This window comes from Vibrio sp. FF266 (assembly GCF_041439695.1).
Taxonomy (GTDB): Bacteria; Pseudomonadota; Gammaproteobacteria; order Enterobacterales; family Vibrionaceae; genus Vibrio; species Vibrio tasmaniensis_A.
In genome coordinates this window covers 1-17,067 of sequence record NZ_JBGOOO010000019.1, presented here as the reverse complement: position 1 = coordinate 17,067, position 17,067 = coordinate 1, and the positions used below count along the sequence as shown (strand labels likewise).

The window sequence follows — 17,067 nt, the reverse complement described above, 5'->3', positions numbered from 1 at the left end:
TACTAGTCAGACTAGATAGAGGCTAATATTCAGATACAAAAAAACCAGCACTGCGGCTGGTTTTTTAATGATGACAAATGCACCACATTATAAAGACTGCATAGTTATAAATATTGGATTATTTATAACCTCACGTCATTAGATTAAGCGTTGCCTTTCACTTGCACGTTAAGCTGCTCAGCAAAATCTAGCATGCGGTTCAATGGGATAAGGGACTTCACGCGCAGTTCGTCAGAAACGAAGATCTCGTGTTGCTCGCCACCATTCTCAAGCGCATTTTCAATCGCTTCAAGGCCGTTCATTGCCATCCAAGGGCAATGCGCGCAGCTTCGACAAGTTGCACCGGCACCTGCTGTCGGCGCTTCAATCAGCTCTTTTTCAGGAACCAGTTGCTGCATTTTGAAGAAGATACCTTTGTCTGTCGCGACAATCATCTGTGGATGAGGCAACTCTTTTGCTTTCTTGATCAGTTGACTTGTTGAACCAACAGCGTCAGCCAGTTCAACCACGCTTGCTGGTGATTCTGGGTGAACCAAAATAGCCGCTTCTGGGTATACTGATTTCATTTTCTTCAAAGCATCAGCTGAGAACTCGTCATGAACAATACACTCACCTTGCCAAAGCAACATGTCAGCGCCAGTTTGATTTGCGATGTAAGAACCTAGGTGACGATCTGGGCCCCAAATAATGGGTTTGCCTTCAGCGTCTAGGCTTTCAACGATTTCTAAAGCGATGCTCGACGTAACTACCCAGTCTGCACGAGCCTTAACAGCCGCAGAGGTATTCGCGTATACAACCACTGTATGGTCAGGGTGAGCATCACAAAATTCTGTAAATTTGTCTGCAGGACAGCCAAGATCAAGAGAACATTCAGCTTCTAGTGTTGGCATTAGAATGCGTTTTTCAGGTGTAAGAATCTTTGCTGACTCCCCCATAAAACGAACGCCAGCGATGATCAAAGTGCTTGCAGAATGGCGGTTACCAAACTTAGCCATTTCTAATGAATCGCCAACAAAACCACCAGTTGCTTCAGCCAGGGCCTGAATTTCAGGATCTGTGTAGTAGTGTGCAATTAGAACTGCATCTTTTTCTTGAAGTAGTGTTTTGATGTTTGCGATGTGGGCCTGCTTCTGAGCGTCGCTCAGTGGAACTGGCTTAGGCGGAAACGGGTAAACTGTATCGATTTTATCTAGTATATGACTCATTGCTCTTGCTCTACGCAACTTCTTCCGAGAATTAGAGTATTCTACACAGGACAGCGATTGGGATCAAAAAGGATTGGTTTCAAGCGATGACTAACTAATGCTTAAAACGCATAAACAAAGCGATGCGTTGGCATTACAAAGAAGAGAAGTAGACACAAAAAGAAAGTGATCAGATATAAAAAAGAGGTACCTGAGCACCCCTATTTTGTTTACAAATGGGTTTTAGCCACTTTAGCCGAAGCACTGTTTGGATACTCGGTTACAACTTGCTGGTAATATTTCTTAGCTTGCGTCGCGTTGTTGTTACGCGTAGCTATGTCACCAAGCTTAACCAGAGCATCAGAGCGCTTGTTGGAGTCTTTGTATGACACAACAGCGGCAAAGCTCTTCACAGCTTCCTTATCTTGCTTTTTAGCGAAATAAAGCTGACCTAACCAATAATGGGTGTTAGGCGTGAAGGTCGAGTCTGGGAAGTCTTTTTGAAACTTTTGGAATGCTGCAATCGCACCCGTGTAGTCTCGTTGCTTTAGAATCATATCTACAGCATTTTGATAAGCGGTTTGCTCATCAACATCAGTACTGAACGTACCAGAAGCATCCTTAGAACCTTCGCTCGCTGCTACTGCTACCGTTGCTGTTCCTGCTGCTTTCACCTCGCCTCTCACACGATCCAGTTCAATGAACAATTCACGTTGGCGCTCGAGCATTTGTTTCATATCGTAGCTGTTTCGCTCCAACTCACCACGAAGTTCACTGATCTCCAGTGACATATCGTCGATTTGCTGCTGCATTTGAAGCTGAACGAGATTACGATTTTGAAGCAAGCGCTCTAAACGCTCAATATCTGATTCGTTAGATGCTGATCGAGAGGAAGATGATGAATTTGTTGCGGTGCTATTAAGATCGGATACTGGAGCTGGTGCAGCGAACGTAGTGTTCGCTGCACTTGCCAGTAACGAAAGCAAAACGACTCGCTTTGTGTTACTGAACATGAGGCAATTCCTCAATTATATAGCCTACTGAAATTAGTAAACTAGTACTGCACGACGGTTTTTAGCGTACACGTCTTCAGATTGACCTAGAAGAAGTGGCTTCTCTTCACCGTAGCTTACGATAGAGATTTGGTCTGCTTGAACACCTAGAGCTTGTAGGTATTTCGCTACAGCTTGTGCACGACGCTCACCAAGTGCGATGTTGTACTCAGGAGTACCGCGCTCATCAGCATGACCTTCAACAGTAACGTTCATATCAACGTTCTTAACTAGGTATGCTGCGTGAGCTGCAAGCATTTCTTCGTAGTCGCCAGCGATAGTAGAGTTATCGAATGCGAAGTAGATTGTTTGAGTTTCGCGTAGCGCTTGCTCTTTAAGCTCTTGCTCAGACAGTTGACCGTTAGCGTCAATTGGCGTTACAACAGTTGTATCTACGTTGCCTTCTGAACCTGAAGTTGTTTGGTTGCTTTCTGTGCCAGATGTTGCAGAAGTTGCTTCATCAGTTGAGCTACATGCCGTTACTGCCATCACTGGTAGTGCAATCATCAAGCCTTTAAGAACTTTGTTAAGTTGCATCTTTTTTTCCTTACGTTATCAAACTTAGTTTCTACAGCGACTAAGTGCTATAGATAGTTAAATGCCACAATAGTTAACACTATCAATAGCTAAAAGAATGTATCAAATCAACTAGAGAAACGGTGACCACGAAGGCGCTCTTACGCGTCCGTTCGTTGCCGGTAATCTAGCCTTAAAACGACCGTCGATAGAAACCATCGATAGTACGTTTGTTTTATTGTAAATAGAGCTATAGATAACCATACCTCCATTCGGTGCAATACTTGGAGATTCATCTAACAATGTTTTTGTTAGCACCTGAACCGCACCGGTTTCCAAATCTTGTTTAGCCAAGTTAAAACCCGAATTGCTACGATTAACCATAATCAGGAATCGTCCGTCAGGGGTGATCTGGCCACCTAAGTTTTGGCTACCTTGCCAAGTAATACGAGATGTCGAATTATTTGACAAATTTACATTATAAATCTGTGGTTTACCACCACGATCAGATGTGAAAATTAGAGACTTGCCATCTGGGTGCCAGAATGGTTCAGTATTGTTAGAACGACCGCGGGTAATTTGAGTCAGCTTACGGCTAGCAAGGTCGAGTGTGTACACCTGAAGACTGCCTGTTTTCGACAATACCAACGCCAATGTTTTACCATCTGGCGAGAATCTTGGCGCACCATTATGACGAGGGTATGACGTCACTTTCTCGCGCTCACCCGTGTAAATATTCATTATGAATATTTCAGCTTGGCCATTTTGGAAACTCACATACGCAAGCTTCTTACCGTCTGGCGACCATGCTGGTGACATAAGAGGTTGCTTAGAACGAAGCACCAAACGCTCGTTAAAGCCGTCGTAGTCAGCAACACGAAGCTGGTACGGGTATTTGTCTTTGTCGTTCACAACTACGTAAGAAATACGCGTTAGAAACGCCCCTTTCTCACCCGTTAGCTCTTCATACACTAAATCAGAGATTCGGTGTGCGTACTCTCTCAAGCGTTTACCAGGCACTGTCGCTTTCTTGTTGAACAGCACATGATCTTTAGAAAGTACTAATTGGCCTTCATCGCTTAGTGCACGGCTTTGCCCTTTAGTCAGTTGACCACGAACAATGTCGATCAGTTGGTAGTTCACCACATACTGCCCTTCGGCATTTTTAGTGATGCTACCTGTTAGCAGTGAATCAACACCTAGGTTAGTCCAAGCATCAAAATTCACCTCGGTTTCGCTGTATGGCGTTTGAGGCATTTTACTTGTCGCAACTGGGCTGAATTTACCACTGCGTTGCAAGTCAGAAGCGATAACTGCTGACACATCGTGCGGCAATGGTCCTGCGCCTTCCCAACGGAAAGGAACAATAGCGATAGGTCGTGCAGAGTTAATACCATCTGTAATAACCAGCTCCAGTGCCGCATGGGCAAACTGGCTGCTTGTAGCTATTAAGAAAACAAAACTCAGTAATAGTTTCTTTAACACAAGTTCGTCCTTTTACTCTGGTGATACAGTTAAGTTAATGTCTTTCAGTGATTTTATAATGTCTGGGTCCTTAGGTAACGGGTAAGATTGCACTTGTGCTACCGCACGCTTCGTTGCCGCACATAAGCGACTGTCACCATCTAAGATACTCAATCTACCTAATATCGCATTAGATCCCGTTGGAATAAGCTTTAGGTTTACTCGACATGAACGACCTCTGTAGCTGTCTTCTAACAACAAGTTTTGTTGAATGAGTTGGGTATAGATAGCACCATAACGCTGCGCTTCATCACTAATAAATTGTTGTCTAGCTGAAGAGTTTTGAGTCGCTTCAGTTTCAAGCCCAGCAAAAATATCGTTCAATGCCGCTTCTTGCTGTTTACGCTCTTTCTCCGCTCTTGCTGCAGCTTCTTTCGCTTTACGGGCTTTTTCTGCTGCGGCTGCCGCTTCCTTCTCTTTCGCTATACGTTGTTTCTCAGCACGCTCAGCGGCTTCTTTTTCTTTACGAGCTTTTTCAGCGGCCTCTTTCGCGGCTTTTTCTTTCGCCACGCGTTCTTGTTCAGCTTTAGCAATGGCCGCTTCTTTTGCCTTGCGTTCTTTTTCTGCTTTCACAACCGCGGCTTCTTTCAACTTACGATCAGCTTCTGCTTTAGCGGCTTTCTTTTTCTCTTGTTTTAAGCGAGCCTCTTCAACTTTACGTTGCTTTTCATTTTCAACTCGACGCTTTTCCGCGTCGCGAGCCGCTTTGGCTTCTTTAGCTTGCTTTTCTTTCAGCTTTCGAATGTTCTCTTCTTCAGCTTTACGATTTTTTTCAAGTCGCTCGCTTTCACGTCTTAGTTTATCTAAACGCTCTTGCTCTTTTTTGCTCGCCGCTTCTCTTTGTTGACGAATCTGTTGAGCTTGCTGGCGAACCAACTGAGGATCAATCACCACAGCTTGAACCATCTGCCCTGTAGGCTTTGGCTCTGACATGGTGAAATCCGCTCCCCAGATGAGCGCAACGAATAAAACGACGTGCAGCCCAAGAGAAATAAGAAGCGGTGATCTAAAATTATTGGATTTTTTATTATTCGCTTTCATGAATGCTACGGAGCTATTCCCTTATATCCGTTAAAAGGCCAACCTTTGGCACACCTGCACGGCTTAATTCATCAAGTAAGATAACCACTTCAGCGTAAGGCGTTGCAGCATCACCGCCAACCGCCACTGGAGAATTTGGGTTCAGAGACAGCTCAGCTTTCACTCGGACGATAATGTCTTCCAGAGACAAGCCTCGCTGAACCTCTTCGTTATTAACGCTCAAACCAAGCTCACCATCTTTGTTCACTTCAACGATAATGAAACTCGCGTTGTCGTCACCCAATAGATCTTGTGCAGATTTGGCCGTTGAAGCTTGAGGCAATTCAACATCTACGCCTTGAGTAACAAATGGCGAAGTCACCATAAAAATAATCAGCAAAACAAGCATAACGTCGATGTAAGGTACAACGTTAATCTCTGCTGTCATTTTGCGTTTTTTAGGTTGGTATCCGGCCATCTATTATTCCCTGCCAGCCATCGCTTGACGGTGAAGAATACTGTGAAACTCTTCAGAGAAAGTCGCGTAGTTGTGCTCTAGCTTGCCTACTCGGCTGCTGAAGCGGTTGTACGCCATTACTGCTGGAATCGCAGCGAATAGCCCCATTGCTGTCGCGATCAGTGCTTCTGCAATACCAGGAGCAACCATTGCTAATGTCGCTTGCTTCACTTCTCCTAATGCGATGAATGAGTGCATGATGCCCCAAACCGTACCAAATAGGCCGATGTATGGGCTGATAGAACCGACAGTCGCCAAAAAAGGTAAGTTAGTTTCCAGTTCATCAACTTCGCGGGCAACCGCAACACGCATTGCACGACCAGTGCCTTCCATTATGAAGTCTGGAGACGCTGCATTTGATTTTCGAAGGCGAGCAAACTCTGTAAAGCCGGCGTAAAAAATCTCTTCAGTACCAGAGAGTTCGTCTTTGCGCTTATTACTCTCTTGATACAATTTAGCGAGATCAACACCAGACCAGAACTTATCTTCAAACACGTCAGTTTGTTTAGTAGCTTGAGATAATACTTTGCTTCGTTTGATGATCATCGCCCAAGAAACAACAGACATGCCCATGAGAATTAGCATGACCATCTTAACTAGTAAGCTAGCTTCTAAAATTAGGCCTAAGATTGAGATTTCAGCAGTCACTATTCGTTAGCTCCGTGAGAATAAATGTTGGCATTGCTTTGGGTTTCATTTTTTGATTGTCGATACATGCTACCTTAACCATTGCTTTACACAATGCTTTGCCATCAGGATTTACGATCTCTTGACAGAAGACCAAGGTAGCTCGCTTCAACTCGTAAATATTTGTAATGACTTGTAAAGAATCATCAAGGCGCGCACCTTGAATAAAATCGATGTCCATATGTCGGACTACAAAACCGATATCTTGTTCTAACAAGACTTGCTGAGAGACGCCAATTGAGCGCAACATCTCAGTTCGAGCGCGTTCGAAAAACTTAAGATAGTTTGAATGGTATACAACACCACCTGCATCGGTGTCTTCGTAATACACTGTCACTGGCCATGTAAATGGCTTAGATAATCCCTGCAATTTGATACCACAATTCAAAACGATAAAGATCTCACTATAACCTAACTCCTTATCATTAATAGTATATCGCTGTGAATTTTTTGATTTAAGAGACGAAAAAAAAGGCCATCTGTATAAGATGACCTCTTTTTGGCTAAAAACCCAACAAGTATAAAGGTTCACGTCGTTATGAACCTAAATCCTTTGCCTTTTATAAAAGGCGCAGCACCGTTAGGTAGAGCAAAATTGTGAGTGAAACGTATGGGCTGAACAGTAGTTGCCACATCCAAGCTCTCGGCTTAAATCCGATACCGTAAACCATGCTTGAACATGCTGCCCAAATGAACATTGGCCCGATGATCGCGTTAAAGCCACCGATGCTTGTCGCATACGCTTCAGGTTCCCACATCACTAAACCTACATGCATGAACCCCAATACTAGAGATAAAGCTCTTAACAGAGTCTTATCCATTGGTAGATGCAGTTTAGCGATTTGCTCTGCGAGATTACTCACTGTCTTTATCCATCATTTCTGAATGCTCTAACCATAGAGCATTGATGATGCCGAATGCACATGCTAGAAGTACACCCAAAATCCATGCGAAATACCACATAAAATTTCTCCTAAGTTATTTAACTTCTAGCTTAGTAAGCTGAAACGTCGTTATCTTCGATGTGTTTCTTATCTAGACGACCGAACATTTTGTAGTATGTCCACGTTGTGTAGCCAAGAATCACAGGAACCATTACCGCCGCAACTCCAGTCATAAGACCAAGCGTTAGCTCACTTGCTGTTGAATCCCACATAGTCAAACTATGGTTAGGGTTCAGGCTTGATGGCATTACGAATGGGAACATTGCAAAACCAGCCGTTAGAATAACACCAGCGTTAGATAGGCTTGAGAACAAGAATGCGAAACCACCACGCTCAAAGCGAGATGCAATCACAGCAAGTAGTGGCATTACTACACCAAGAATCGGCGCAGCCCACATTGCTGGATACGTTTCGAAGTTTGTCATCCAAGCACCAACTTGAAGTGATACTTCTTTATTTAGTGGGTTTGAATCAGCAAACGTGTCTATCGTGCTTGTAATTACATAGCCTTCGATAGATTGAACCCAGAAACCACCGACAACGAACAGAGCAATAGCAATTAGGCCAGTGATCTGAGCAACGTTACGTGCGCGGCTGTGCAGTTCTTCTGTTGTCTTCATTTGAAGCCATGTTGCACCTTGCATCACGAACAACATCAGAGCCAACACGCCACATAGTAATGCAAACGGGTTTAGCAGAGCGAAGAACGTACCATGATACTTAGACATCATCAGGTAGTTCAGTTCGAATGGAACACCTTGCAGTAAGTTACCAAATGCTACACCAAAGATGATTGGCGGAACTGTGCCACTAAAGCAAAGTGCGTAGTCCCATGCCTTACGCCATTTTGGCTCTTCAATCTTTGAACGGTAATCAAGAGCAAGTGGACGTAGCCAAAGTGCTGCTAGCGTCACGTACATTGCGAAGTAGAAACCAGAAAACGACGTTGCGTAAACCAATGGCCATGCAGCGAACAATGCACCACCCGCCGTAATTAGCCATACTTGGTTGCCATCCCAGTGAGGGGCAATAGTATTCAGCATAATACGACGTTCAGTGTCGCTCTTACCGATAACCGGTGAAAGAGCAGCAACACCCATGTCAAAGCCGTCAGTTACGGCGAAACCAACCAGTAGAACACCGATCAATACCCACCAAATAAGTCGTAAGCTTTCGTAATCAAACATAATATTCCCTCACTTATACTTCGACTGAACGGCTAACTTTGTCTTCAACAGAGTTATCGTTTTGTTCAAAGTGGTAACGGCCTGTCTTTAAGCTACTTGGACCTTTACGTGCGAATTTCAGCATTAGGTAAACTTCAGCAATCAAGAACACTGTGTACAGTGCAAGAATTGCAAATAGAGAAGTCCAAAGCTGTTCAATAGTCAGTGCTGATGCAGCAACGTTAACCGGCAGGATTTCACCAACCGCCCATGGTTGACGACCAAATTCAGCAACAAACCAACCTGCTTCAATCGCAATCCAAGGTAGTGGGATTGAGAATAGCGCCGCTTTAAGTACCCATGGTTTCTGTTCGATCTTCTGACGACACGTTTGAACAAACGCCGCACCGAATACAAACAGCATGATGAAGCCACAAGCAACCATCAGACGGAACGACCAGAATAGAGGCCAAACTGTTGGGATAGAATCATCCGCAGCCATTTGGATTTGGTCTTCTGTTGCATCAACAACATCGTCTGTGTAGCGCTTAAGAAGCAGACCGTAACCTAGGTCACCTTTTACTTCATCAAATGCCGCTTTGTTCTCTTCTGAACGGTCACCACCACGTAGCTTTTCAAGCAACTCATACGCATACATACCGGTACGAATACGATCAACGTGATCGTCGCGCAAGTCACGTAGTCCTGTTACTTCTGTATCAAAAGAACGTGTTGCAATAATACCCATAACGTAAGGAATCTTAATTGCGTAGTCTGTGTGCATGGTTTCTTGGTTTGGAACACCAAATACAGTGAACGCGGCCGGTGCTTCTTCAGTGTGCCATTCAGCTTCAATAGCTGCTAGCTTCACTTTTTGAACTTCACCAAGCTCGTAACCAGATTCATCACCTAGCACGATTACTGACAAGATTGCCGCCATACCGAAAGATGCTGCAATCGCAAAAGAGCGACGAGCAAAGGCAAGGTCACGACCTTTAAGAATGTAGTATGAGCTGATACCAAGGATGAACATTGCACCCGTTGTGTAACCAGACGCTACTGTGTGTACGAATTTAACCTGTGCTACTGGATTTAGTACAACTTCAGCGAAGCTCACCATTTCCATACGCATAGTTTCAAAGTTAAATTCCGCACCCACTGGGTTTTGCATCCAGCCGTTAGCTACCAAGATCCAAAGCGCAGAGAAGTTAGAACCAAGTGCTACTAACCACGTTACCGCTAAGTGTTGACGCTTTGACAATCTGTCCCAACCGAAGAAGAAAAGACCAACAAAAGTAGACTCTAGGAAGAATGCAACAAGCGCTTCGATAGCCAGCGGAGCACCGAAGATGTCGCCAACATAGTGAGAATAGTATGACCAGTTAGTACCGAACTGGAACTCCATGGTTAAGCCTGTCGCTACACCAAGAGCAAAGTTAATACCAAACAATTTACCCCAGAACTTAGTCATGTCCTTGTAAATTTGCTTGCCAGTCATTACATAAACTGACTCCATAATGGCAAGTAGAAATGCCATACCTAAAGTCAGTGGAACAAATAGGAAGTGATACATCGCTGTAAATGCAAATTGCAATCGCGACAGATCAACAACATCAATCATGGTAACTCCTTTGTGTCGGCTGAATGACACTTGTGTGATTATTCACCGCAAAAATCCGTGTTAAAACAATTCGTGAGATTGTTATTACAAATTGAAATTTGTAGTAAAAACGTACCGTTATAGTTAGATTATTGTTAAGCATGAGCTAATATAGCTGGCGCTAATATTACTGGTAAAATCAGTATGTTTCAAAAGGTTTATAGGAGAACCTTGCGTTGATTTGTATCAATTTTATTCAAGCAAATTAGAGTTATTTTTGAACAGTTATGATTAAAATCACACCAATTATGTCTCTATTAATAGCAGCATATGATATCTGTGACAAAAGCTCAGCACTGCATCAACATATGAATTACAACTACCCATAAAGTATTAACAAAAAACATGACAGCTTATTTCATTTTTTGTTACTCAATTCAAACGTGAAATCAAAGTTTTCATTTTTGATGGAGCTATTCAGCTTTTTTATCGACTCGCTCAAAGAGTTGTTATTCAATAGAAAGCAAAAAATCCCAGCGCTTATGCAACTGGGATCTTTAAAAATGAATAAATTAACGATTAGATGGTTTATCGATGCCGAAGTGTAAATACGCTCTGTCGGTCGCGATTCGACCTCTTGGCGTTCTTTGTAGATAACCTTGCTGAATCAAGTAAGGTTCTAACACATCTTCTATGGTATCTCTCTCTTCACCAATCGCCGCAGCCATGTTGTCGATACCAACAGGGCCACCACCAAACTTCTCCATAATCGCAAGCAAAAGCTTCCTATCCATGTAGTCGAAACCTTTAGCATCGACATCCAACATGTTTAGCGCTTTATCAGCAACCTCTGGGCAAATATGTCCATCGCCTTTCACTTCCGCATAGTCACGAACACGGCGCAGTAAACGGTTAGCAATACGTGGCGTACCACGAGCTCGACGAGCAACTTCTAACGCCCCTTGCGATTCCATAGAAAGACCAAGACAATCAGCACTTCGTTGAACGATGTTTTGTAAATCTTCAACTTTATAGTACTCAAGACGCTGAGTAATACCGAAACGGTCACGCAACGGCGATGTCAGTGAACCAGCACGAGTGGTTGCGCCAATCAAAGTGAAAGGAGGAAGGTCGATCTTGATAGAACGTGCCGCTGGGCCTTCACCAATCATGATATCTAATTGGTAATCTTCCATTGCCGGATACAGAACCTCTTCAACCACAGGACTAAGGCGGTGGATCTCATCAATGAATAGAACATCATTTTCTTCAAGGTTGGTCAGCAATGCCGCCAAGTCACCTGCTTTTTCCAATACAGGTCCTGAAGTGGTACGAATGTTCACATCCATTTCATTAGCAACAATGTTTGCCAATGTGGTTTTGCCCAAGCCTGGAGGACCAAATATCAACAGATGATCGAGCGCTTCATTACGCATTTGTGCTGCTTTGATGAAAATTTCCATCTGACCACGGACGTGATCCTGACCTTGATAGTCAGCCAGTGCTTTAGGGCGTATTGCACGATCAATGACATCTTCATCTTTGAATACTGGGTTGTCCGGTGCAATAAGGCGATCGGCTTCAATCATAAATTCTGCTATTCCTAACTATGCTCTTGTTGACTCTGCGCTTCTTGATTCAGTGTAAAGGCAAAGTGAATGAGTCTATTTTGTAGAACAAGTATATGAGGTATTAAACCATCGATTTGAGAGCTTCGCGAATCAACTGTTCGCTGGTCATGCCATCTTTAGCTACTTGAGAAACCACCTTAGAAGCTTGAGTCGGCTTGTAGCCTAATGCAAGTAGCGCACTTACCGCTTCTTCTTCCGCGTCGTGCACCGTTGGCATAGAGTCCATTGGCGCTGCATCTGTTGCAGGTGTAAACAGATCACCTGCGCCCCACCCTTTCAGGCGGTCTTTCATTTCAACAACAAGGCGTTCTGCCGTTTTCTTACCCACACCCGGCAGTTTAACCAGCGTAGAGATATCTTCTCGTTCAACGCTCTGAACGAATTGGCTAGCGGTCATGCCTGAAAGAATCCCAAGACCAAGTTTAGGGCCGACACCATTAGCTTTAATCACTTCACGGAACAAGGCACGCTCTTTAACCGTGTTAAAACCATAAAGTAGCTGAGCATCTTCACGTACCACAAAATGAGTGTAGATAATTGCCTCTTCGCCTACGTTTGGTAACTCATAAAAACAGCTCATTGGCATTTGAACTTCATAACCAACACCACTGACTTCAATCAATAACTCTGGTGGCTGTTTTTCTATTAATGTACCGCGGAGACGTCCGATCACAATTCACTCTCTTGATGGAATTTAATTTGAGGGACAGAATATAAAAGAACTGGATACTTATCCAGTTCTTTGTGTTTTTTGAAGTGAATAATTTAGGCTTGTTTGGCTTGCGAGACCACGCTGTTCAAGCTCGCGACCAATTCTTTAACCGAAGTCACATGACCCGTTAGCTCAGAACCATAATTCGCGACTAAGCCTGACACCGATTTAGTTTCCGCCACACTTTGAGCCACTTCTGAACTGGCGAGATCGAGCTCTTTTAACGAATTCATCTGCATTGCCATAATATTGGTGAGCTGATTAACATCTGTTGATATGGTTTGCACCTCTGAGATGATGCCGTTCATCTCGCTCGCCGTGGTTTCGATGATTGCTCTGCCATGCTCCACTTCCTCTTTACTTCGGTCTAACAAAGTTCGAATCTCTATCGCGGAATGACTGCTTTTCGCCGATAGCTCTCTTACCTGATCCGCTACCACAGCAAAGCCTCGCCCCTGCTCACCTGCACGCGCAGCTTCGATTGCCGCGTTGAGTGCTAATAGGTTGGTTTGCTCAGCAACCGAGGTGATCAAATCAGCCACTTTCATGATTTCTTGATTACTTTGAATGATTTGACTGATCGCATCGGTTGAAGCTTCTAATGACTCTGAGCTCTTTTGCGCTTTGGTTCCCACCGCTTCGCTGCGTTCTTTCAGTTCACCTACAAATGAATTGGACTCTTCGATACCTTGGGTCATTTGGTGCAATTGTTGGCTCATCTCTTCGGCAGCGCTCGCTTGAGATTCACAATTGACATTCAACACTTCGACTTGAGCATGCAAGTCTTGTGACTGCTGTTCTAAATGAACCGAAACACCTTGTAGACTCTCTGAATTCGAATTAGCTTGATCAAGCACCACAGACAGTCGCCCTTCACTTTGAGTCGCTTGATTGGCAATCTGTTGGCTTTCTGAAATCGCATCCTCTGCCATTTCGATCGCCACCTCTTTCTGTTTCGCAGTAAATGCTTGGGCAATGCAGATCACCACCAACGGCATAATCACACCGGACCACGTTTCTACCACTACCGCATCAGGAGTTAACTCAAGCTGGGGAAATGCAAATCCATTGAGATGTGCTGAGGTCATCACTAATGAAACACCGATAACCAGTCCACTCCACACCAAAGCCACAATTCGTGTTCCTGATAAGAAAAAAGCGACTACTAACAAAGGCACCCAATAAGCTTGAGTGGAAGCCACAACCCCACCGCTTTGATAAATGATGTTCAACGCGTGGACAGCCATGCCGACAAAACCAAAGTTAAGTGCAAGGCTCGGCTTACTCGTCACACGAAGTAGCAGTGCCGAGATCAGTTCGAATACGATAAGAAATACAGATGTGGCGACCAGAAGTTGCTCTTCGTGCTTAGTCCACTTGATTAAGCTATAGACACCCACGAAGAATGCGATAAAAGTGAAGAGTAATAAGATATCGGCTTGTCTGACTCCGTTGTTACTCCACCCGTTACTTTTGGGTAGAAACAGCGCGCGCCACAGCTTGATTGGGTTCATCAGTGATCATCCTTGATTAACTTGTAAGACCTCTGATCAATGTTAATAACATGTTAAATGATACGCAATGTTATTATCTGGGTTATGTTCGAAAGATCTCATTTCATCAAGGATTTAGAGGCGTATTGTTTTGATATGAGCCAAACAGGGCGTGAGGCTCATCAATAGAATAAGTTTAAAAGGCAGAATTAGGAACTAACAATAGAATGAGATTTAACGGTAACGCCCTTTTCTTGCTCCCGTTGCTTTACCTGCAAGTGCGACCAAGGTTTTATTGGTGTTAGCGTGAGTGATCGCTACGCCTAGAGCATCGGCTGCGTCGGCTTGTGGCTTAGCGGGTAGTTTGAGCATGCTCATCACCATATTCTGAACCATAGACTTATCAGCGCCACCATTACCAGTTACCGCTTGTTTGATCAAACGAGCCGCATATTCATGTACAGGTAAATCTGCATTCACCGCTGCTACAATCGCACTGCCACGAGCTTGACCAAGTTTAAGTGCTGAATCGGCATTCTTCGCCATGAACACTTGTTCGATCGCGAATACGTCAGGCTGAAACTGAGTGATGATTTCGCTCACACCGGCGTAGATTTGTTTGAGTCGGCCTGGCAATTCTTTTTCAGAGGTACGAATACAACCGCTACCTAAGTAATATAGATGGCGACCATTTTGACGAATCACGCCATAGCCGGTAATACGAGAGCCAGGGTCAATCCCTAAGATAATAGACATAACTTCAATACTGATTATTTATACATACTTTTCAGCTTAGTATATCGAACGCAAAAAAAAATGCCCGTCAAATTAACGGGCATTTTCTAATTTACTCACAAATCTTGGCTAATTAATTAAGAGCTCTCTATCAACTAGGATCTCTTCATCAACAAGAAAGATAACAGGCTTACGCTTGCTCTTTCTTCTCTGCCAATTTAACAGCGATTGCTAGCTCTTCCAGTGATGCTGGGTTTGCTAGGCTTGGCGCGTCTGTTAGTAGACATGCTGCAGCTGTTGTTTTCGGGAATGCGATAACATCACGGATGTTCTCTGTACCACAAAGAAGCATAGCTAGACGGTCAAGACCGAATGCTAGACCTGCGTGTGGTGGCGTACCGTACTTAAGTGCTTCAAGTAGGAAGCCGAACTTCTCTTGTTGCTCTTTAGCTTCAATACCTAAGATACCGAATACAGCCGTTTGCATTTCTGCGCTATGAATACGTACCGAACCACCGCCTACTTCGTAGCCGTTGATTACCATGTCGTATGCATCAGAGTTTGCTGCTGCTGGGTTCGCTTTTAGCTCTTCCGCGTTCACACCTAGTGGCGATGTGAATGGGTGGTGCATTGCGTGTAGGTTACCTTCGCCGTCTTCTTCGAACATTGGGAAGTCAACAACCCACAGTGGAGCCCATGCAGATGTGTCTGTTAGCTCTAGATCAGTACCTAGTTTAAGACGAAGTGCGCCCATTGCTTCAGCAACGATGCCCGCTTTGTCTGCGCCAAACAGAATGATATCGCCAGATTCAGCTTGAGTGCGTTCTAGAATACCGTTGATTACGTCTTCGCTTAGGAATTTAGCAACTGGAGATTGAATACCTTCCATGCCTGCAGCACGGTCGTTAACCTTCATCCAAGCTAGGCCTTTCGCGCCGTAGATGTTTACGTGTTCAGCGTAACCGTCAATTTGCTTACGAGTTAGCTTAGCACCACCTGGAACACGGATAACCGCTACGCGACCTTTTTCGTCGTTAGCTGGGCCAGAGAATACTTTGAACTCAACGTCTTTAACCAAATCAGCAACGTCCACTAGCTCTAGTGGGTTACGTAGATCTGGCTTATCAGAACCGAAACGACGAATCGCTTCAGAGAAAGGCATTACTGGGAATTGACCTAGTTCAACATCTAGAAGTTCTTTCCACATATCGTGAACAAGCTTCTCAGTCACGTTACGCACTTCTTGAGAAGTCATGAAAGATGTTTCGATATCGATTTGAGTAAATTCAGGCTGACGGTCAGCACGTAAATCTTCATCACGGAAACATTTAACGATTTGGTAGTAACGGTCAAAACCTGACATCATCAGCAGTTGCTTGAACAGCTGAGGAGATTGAGGAAGTGCGTAGAAGCTACCTTTGTGAACACGGCTTGGTACTAGGTAGTCACGAGCGCCTTCAGGTGTCGCTTTCGTTAGTACTGGCGTTTCGATGTCTAGGAATAGGTTCTCGTCTAAGAAACGACGAACGAAGCTAGAAGCACGCGCACGAAGCTTGATACGGTCGCTCATTTCTGGACGACGAAGATCGATGTAACGGTACTTAAGACGCTGCTCTTCAGAGTTCGTTTGGTTGAAGTCTAGTGGAAGCGCTTCTGAACGGTTGATGATCTCAAGGCCAGTTGCGTAAAGCTCAACTTCACCCGTCGCCATATCTTTATTTACTTGGCTGTTCGGACGAACGCGTACTTCACCAGTAAACTTGATACAGAATTCATTACGCAGTTGGTTAGCGATCGGAAAGATATCTTTCATACCTGGATCGACAACAACCTGAACGACGCCTTCACGATCTCGCATATCGATAAAGATAAGACCGCCTAAATCACGGCGACGGTTTACCCAGCCGCACAATTCTACAGTTTGTCCCGCCAGGGACTTGTTCAGGTTACCACAGTAATGGGTACGCATAATGAATTTCCCAATCTCTTAATTATTTACTAATTTCCAAGCTGTCAGTGGTCATTCCACACAACAGAGCAAAGGAACATTTATACGCGGAAACTCGCTTAAAATCGACCTTCCACATTCGAATTTATTGTGTTTTATCTGGCTTTGCTGCTTTTTAGCCCATCAAGTGCGCAAAGATTCATCAAAACCGAAAGAATTGCGATAATTATATCTCGAAAGTACCTTAATCAGCAAAACTCTCGTAAAGTAGATTTTAGGGCGCGTTGACCTTTCGTGGTTAAATTTTGTTCGAGATAAAAGCGTTTTAATCGCGGCGA

General features: G+C 44.1%; 17 protein-coding genes. All 17 read right to left on the bottom strand.

Annotated elements, in window-relative coordinates:
* Positions 1-143: 143 nt before the first annotated feature.
* Positions 144-1,205, bottom strand: a complete 1,062-nt coding sequence (nadA, locus tag ACED59_RS14800) for a quinolinate synthase NadA (RefSeq protein ID WP_009846384.1) — start codon at positions 1,203-1,205, stop codon at positions 144-146.
* Positions 1,206-1,414: 209 nt separating this feature from the next.
* Entirely contained in the window at positions 1,415-2,197 is a 783-nt protein-coding gene (gene ybgF, locus ACED59_RS14795; RefSeq protein WP_029223916.1) for a tol-pal system protein YbgF, read from the bottom strand.
* Positions 2,198-2,230: 33 nt separating this feature from the next.
* The gene (gene pal / locus ACED59_RS14790) at positions 2,231-2,773 is read right to left on the bottom strand and encodes a peptidoglycan-associated lipoprotein Pal (RefSeq protein ID WP_009846381.1); all 543 of its coding nucleotides are present in this window, start codon (positions 2,771-2,773) and stop codon (positions 2,231-2,233) included.
* A 111-nt stretch (positions 2,774-2,884) separates the two neighbouring features.
* The gene (gene tolB / locus ACED59_RS14785; protein ID WP_009846380.1) at positions 2,885-4,237 is read right to left on the bottom strand and encodes a Tol-Pal system beta propeller repeat protein TolB; all 1,353 of its coding nucleotides are present in this window, start codon (positions 4,235-4,237) and stop codon (positions 2,885-2,887) included.
* 12 nt (positions 4,238-4,249) lie between these two features.
* The gene (gene tolA / locus ACED59_RS14780) at positions 4,250-5,317 is read right to left on the bottom strand and encodes a cell envelope integrity protein TolA (protein ID WP_017097725.1); all 1,068 of its coding nucleotides are present in this window, start codon (positions 5,315-5,317) and stop codon (positions 4,250-4,252) included.
* 13 nt (positions 5,318-5,330) lie between these two features.
* Entirely contained in the window at positions 5,331-5,774 is a 444-nt protein-coding gene (tolR, locus tag ACED59_RS14775; protein ID WP_009846378.1) for a protein TolR, read from the bottom strand.
* A gap of 3 nt (positions 5,775-5,777) precedes the next feature.
* Positions 5,778-6,461: a protein TolQ gene (gene tolQ, locus ACED59_RS14770; RefSeq protein WP_009846377.1), complete on the bottom strand. Its 684-nt coding sequence runs from the start codon at positions 6,459-6,461 to the stop codon at positions 5,778-5,780.
* Positions 6,451-6,888 carry a tol-pal system-associated acyl-CoA thioesterase gene (gene ybgC, locus ACED59_RS14765; protein ID WP_017097724.1) on the bottom strand — a complete coding sequence of 146 codons (438 nt, stop codon included), beginning with the start codon at positions 6,886-6,888 and terminating at the stop codon, positions 6,451-6,453. The genes tolQ and ybgC overlap by 11 nt, the downstream gene beginning before the upstream one ends.
* A 172-nt stretch (positions 6,889-7,060) precedes the next feature.
* Positions 7,061-7,363, bottom strand: a complete 303-nt coding sequence (gene ybgE, locus ACED59_RS14760) for a cyd operon protein YbgE (RefSeq protein WP_017097723.1) — start codon at positions 7,361-7,363, stop codon at positions 7,061-7,063.
* Complete coding sequence (cydX, locus tag ACED59_RS14755; protein ID WP_000270284.1) at positions 7,356-7,463, bottom strand: cytochrome bd-I oxidase subunit CydX; 108 nt, start codon at positions 7,461-7,463, stop codon at positions 7,356-7,358. Before cydX ends, ybgE begins: the two co-directional genes overlap by 8 nt.
* A 31-nt stretch (positions 7,464-7,494) precedes the next feature.
* Entirely contained in the window at positions 7,495-8,631 is a 1,137-nt protein-coding gene (gene cydB / locus ACED59_RS14750; protein WP_017097722.1) for a cytochrome d ubiquinol oxidase subunit II, read from the bottom strand.
* A gap of 13 nt (positions 8,632-8,644) precedes the next feature.
* Complete coding sequence (gene cydA / locus ACED59_RS14745; RefSeq protein ID WP_009846373.1) at positions 8,645-10,231, bottom strand: cytochrome ubiquinol oxidase subunit I; 1,587 nt, start codon at positions 10,229-10,231, stop codon at positions 8,645-8,647.
* A gap of 551 nt (positions 10,232-10,782) precedes the next feature.
* Complete coding sequence (gene ruvB / locus ACED59_RS14740; RefSeq protein WP_009846372.1) at positions 10,783-11,799, bottom strand: Holliday junction branch migration DNA helicase RuvB; 1,017 nt, start codon at positions 11,797-11,799, stop codon at positions 10,783-10,785.
* Positions 11,800-11,902: 103 nt separating this feature from the next.
* Positions 11,903-12,514, bottom strand: coding sequence for a Holliday junction branch migration protein RuvA (ruvA, locus tag ACED59_RS14735; RefSeq protein WP_009846371.1), 612 nt, complete (start codon positions 12,512-12,514; stop codon positions 11,903-11,905).
* 92 nt (positions 12,515-12,606) lie between these two features.
* Positions 12,607-14,067, bottom strand: coding sequence for a methyl-accepting chemotaxis protein (locus tag ACED59_RS14730; RefSeq protein WP_017097720.1), 1,461 nt, complete (start codon positions 14,065-14,067; stop codon positions 12,607-12,609).
* Between the two features lie 213 nt (positions 14,068-14,280).
* On the bottom strand, positions 14,281-14,802 hold the full coding sequence (gene ruvC / locus ACED59_RS14725) for a crossover junction endodeoxyribonuclease RuvC (protein WP_004736470.1): 522 nt from the start codon (positions 14,800-14,802) through the stop codon (positions 14,281-14,283).
* Positions 14,803-14,971: 169 nt separating this feature from the next.
* Positions 14,972-16,750, bottom strand: coding sequence for an aspartate--tRNA ligase (aspS, locus tag ACED59_RS14720; protein ID WP_017097719.1), 1,779 nt, complete (start codon positions 16,748-16,750; stop codon positions 14,972-14,974).
* Positions 16,751-17,067 lie beyond the last annotated feature (317 nt).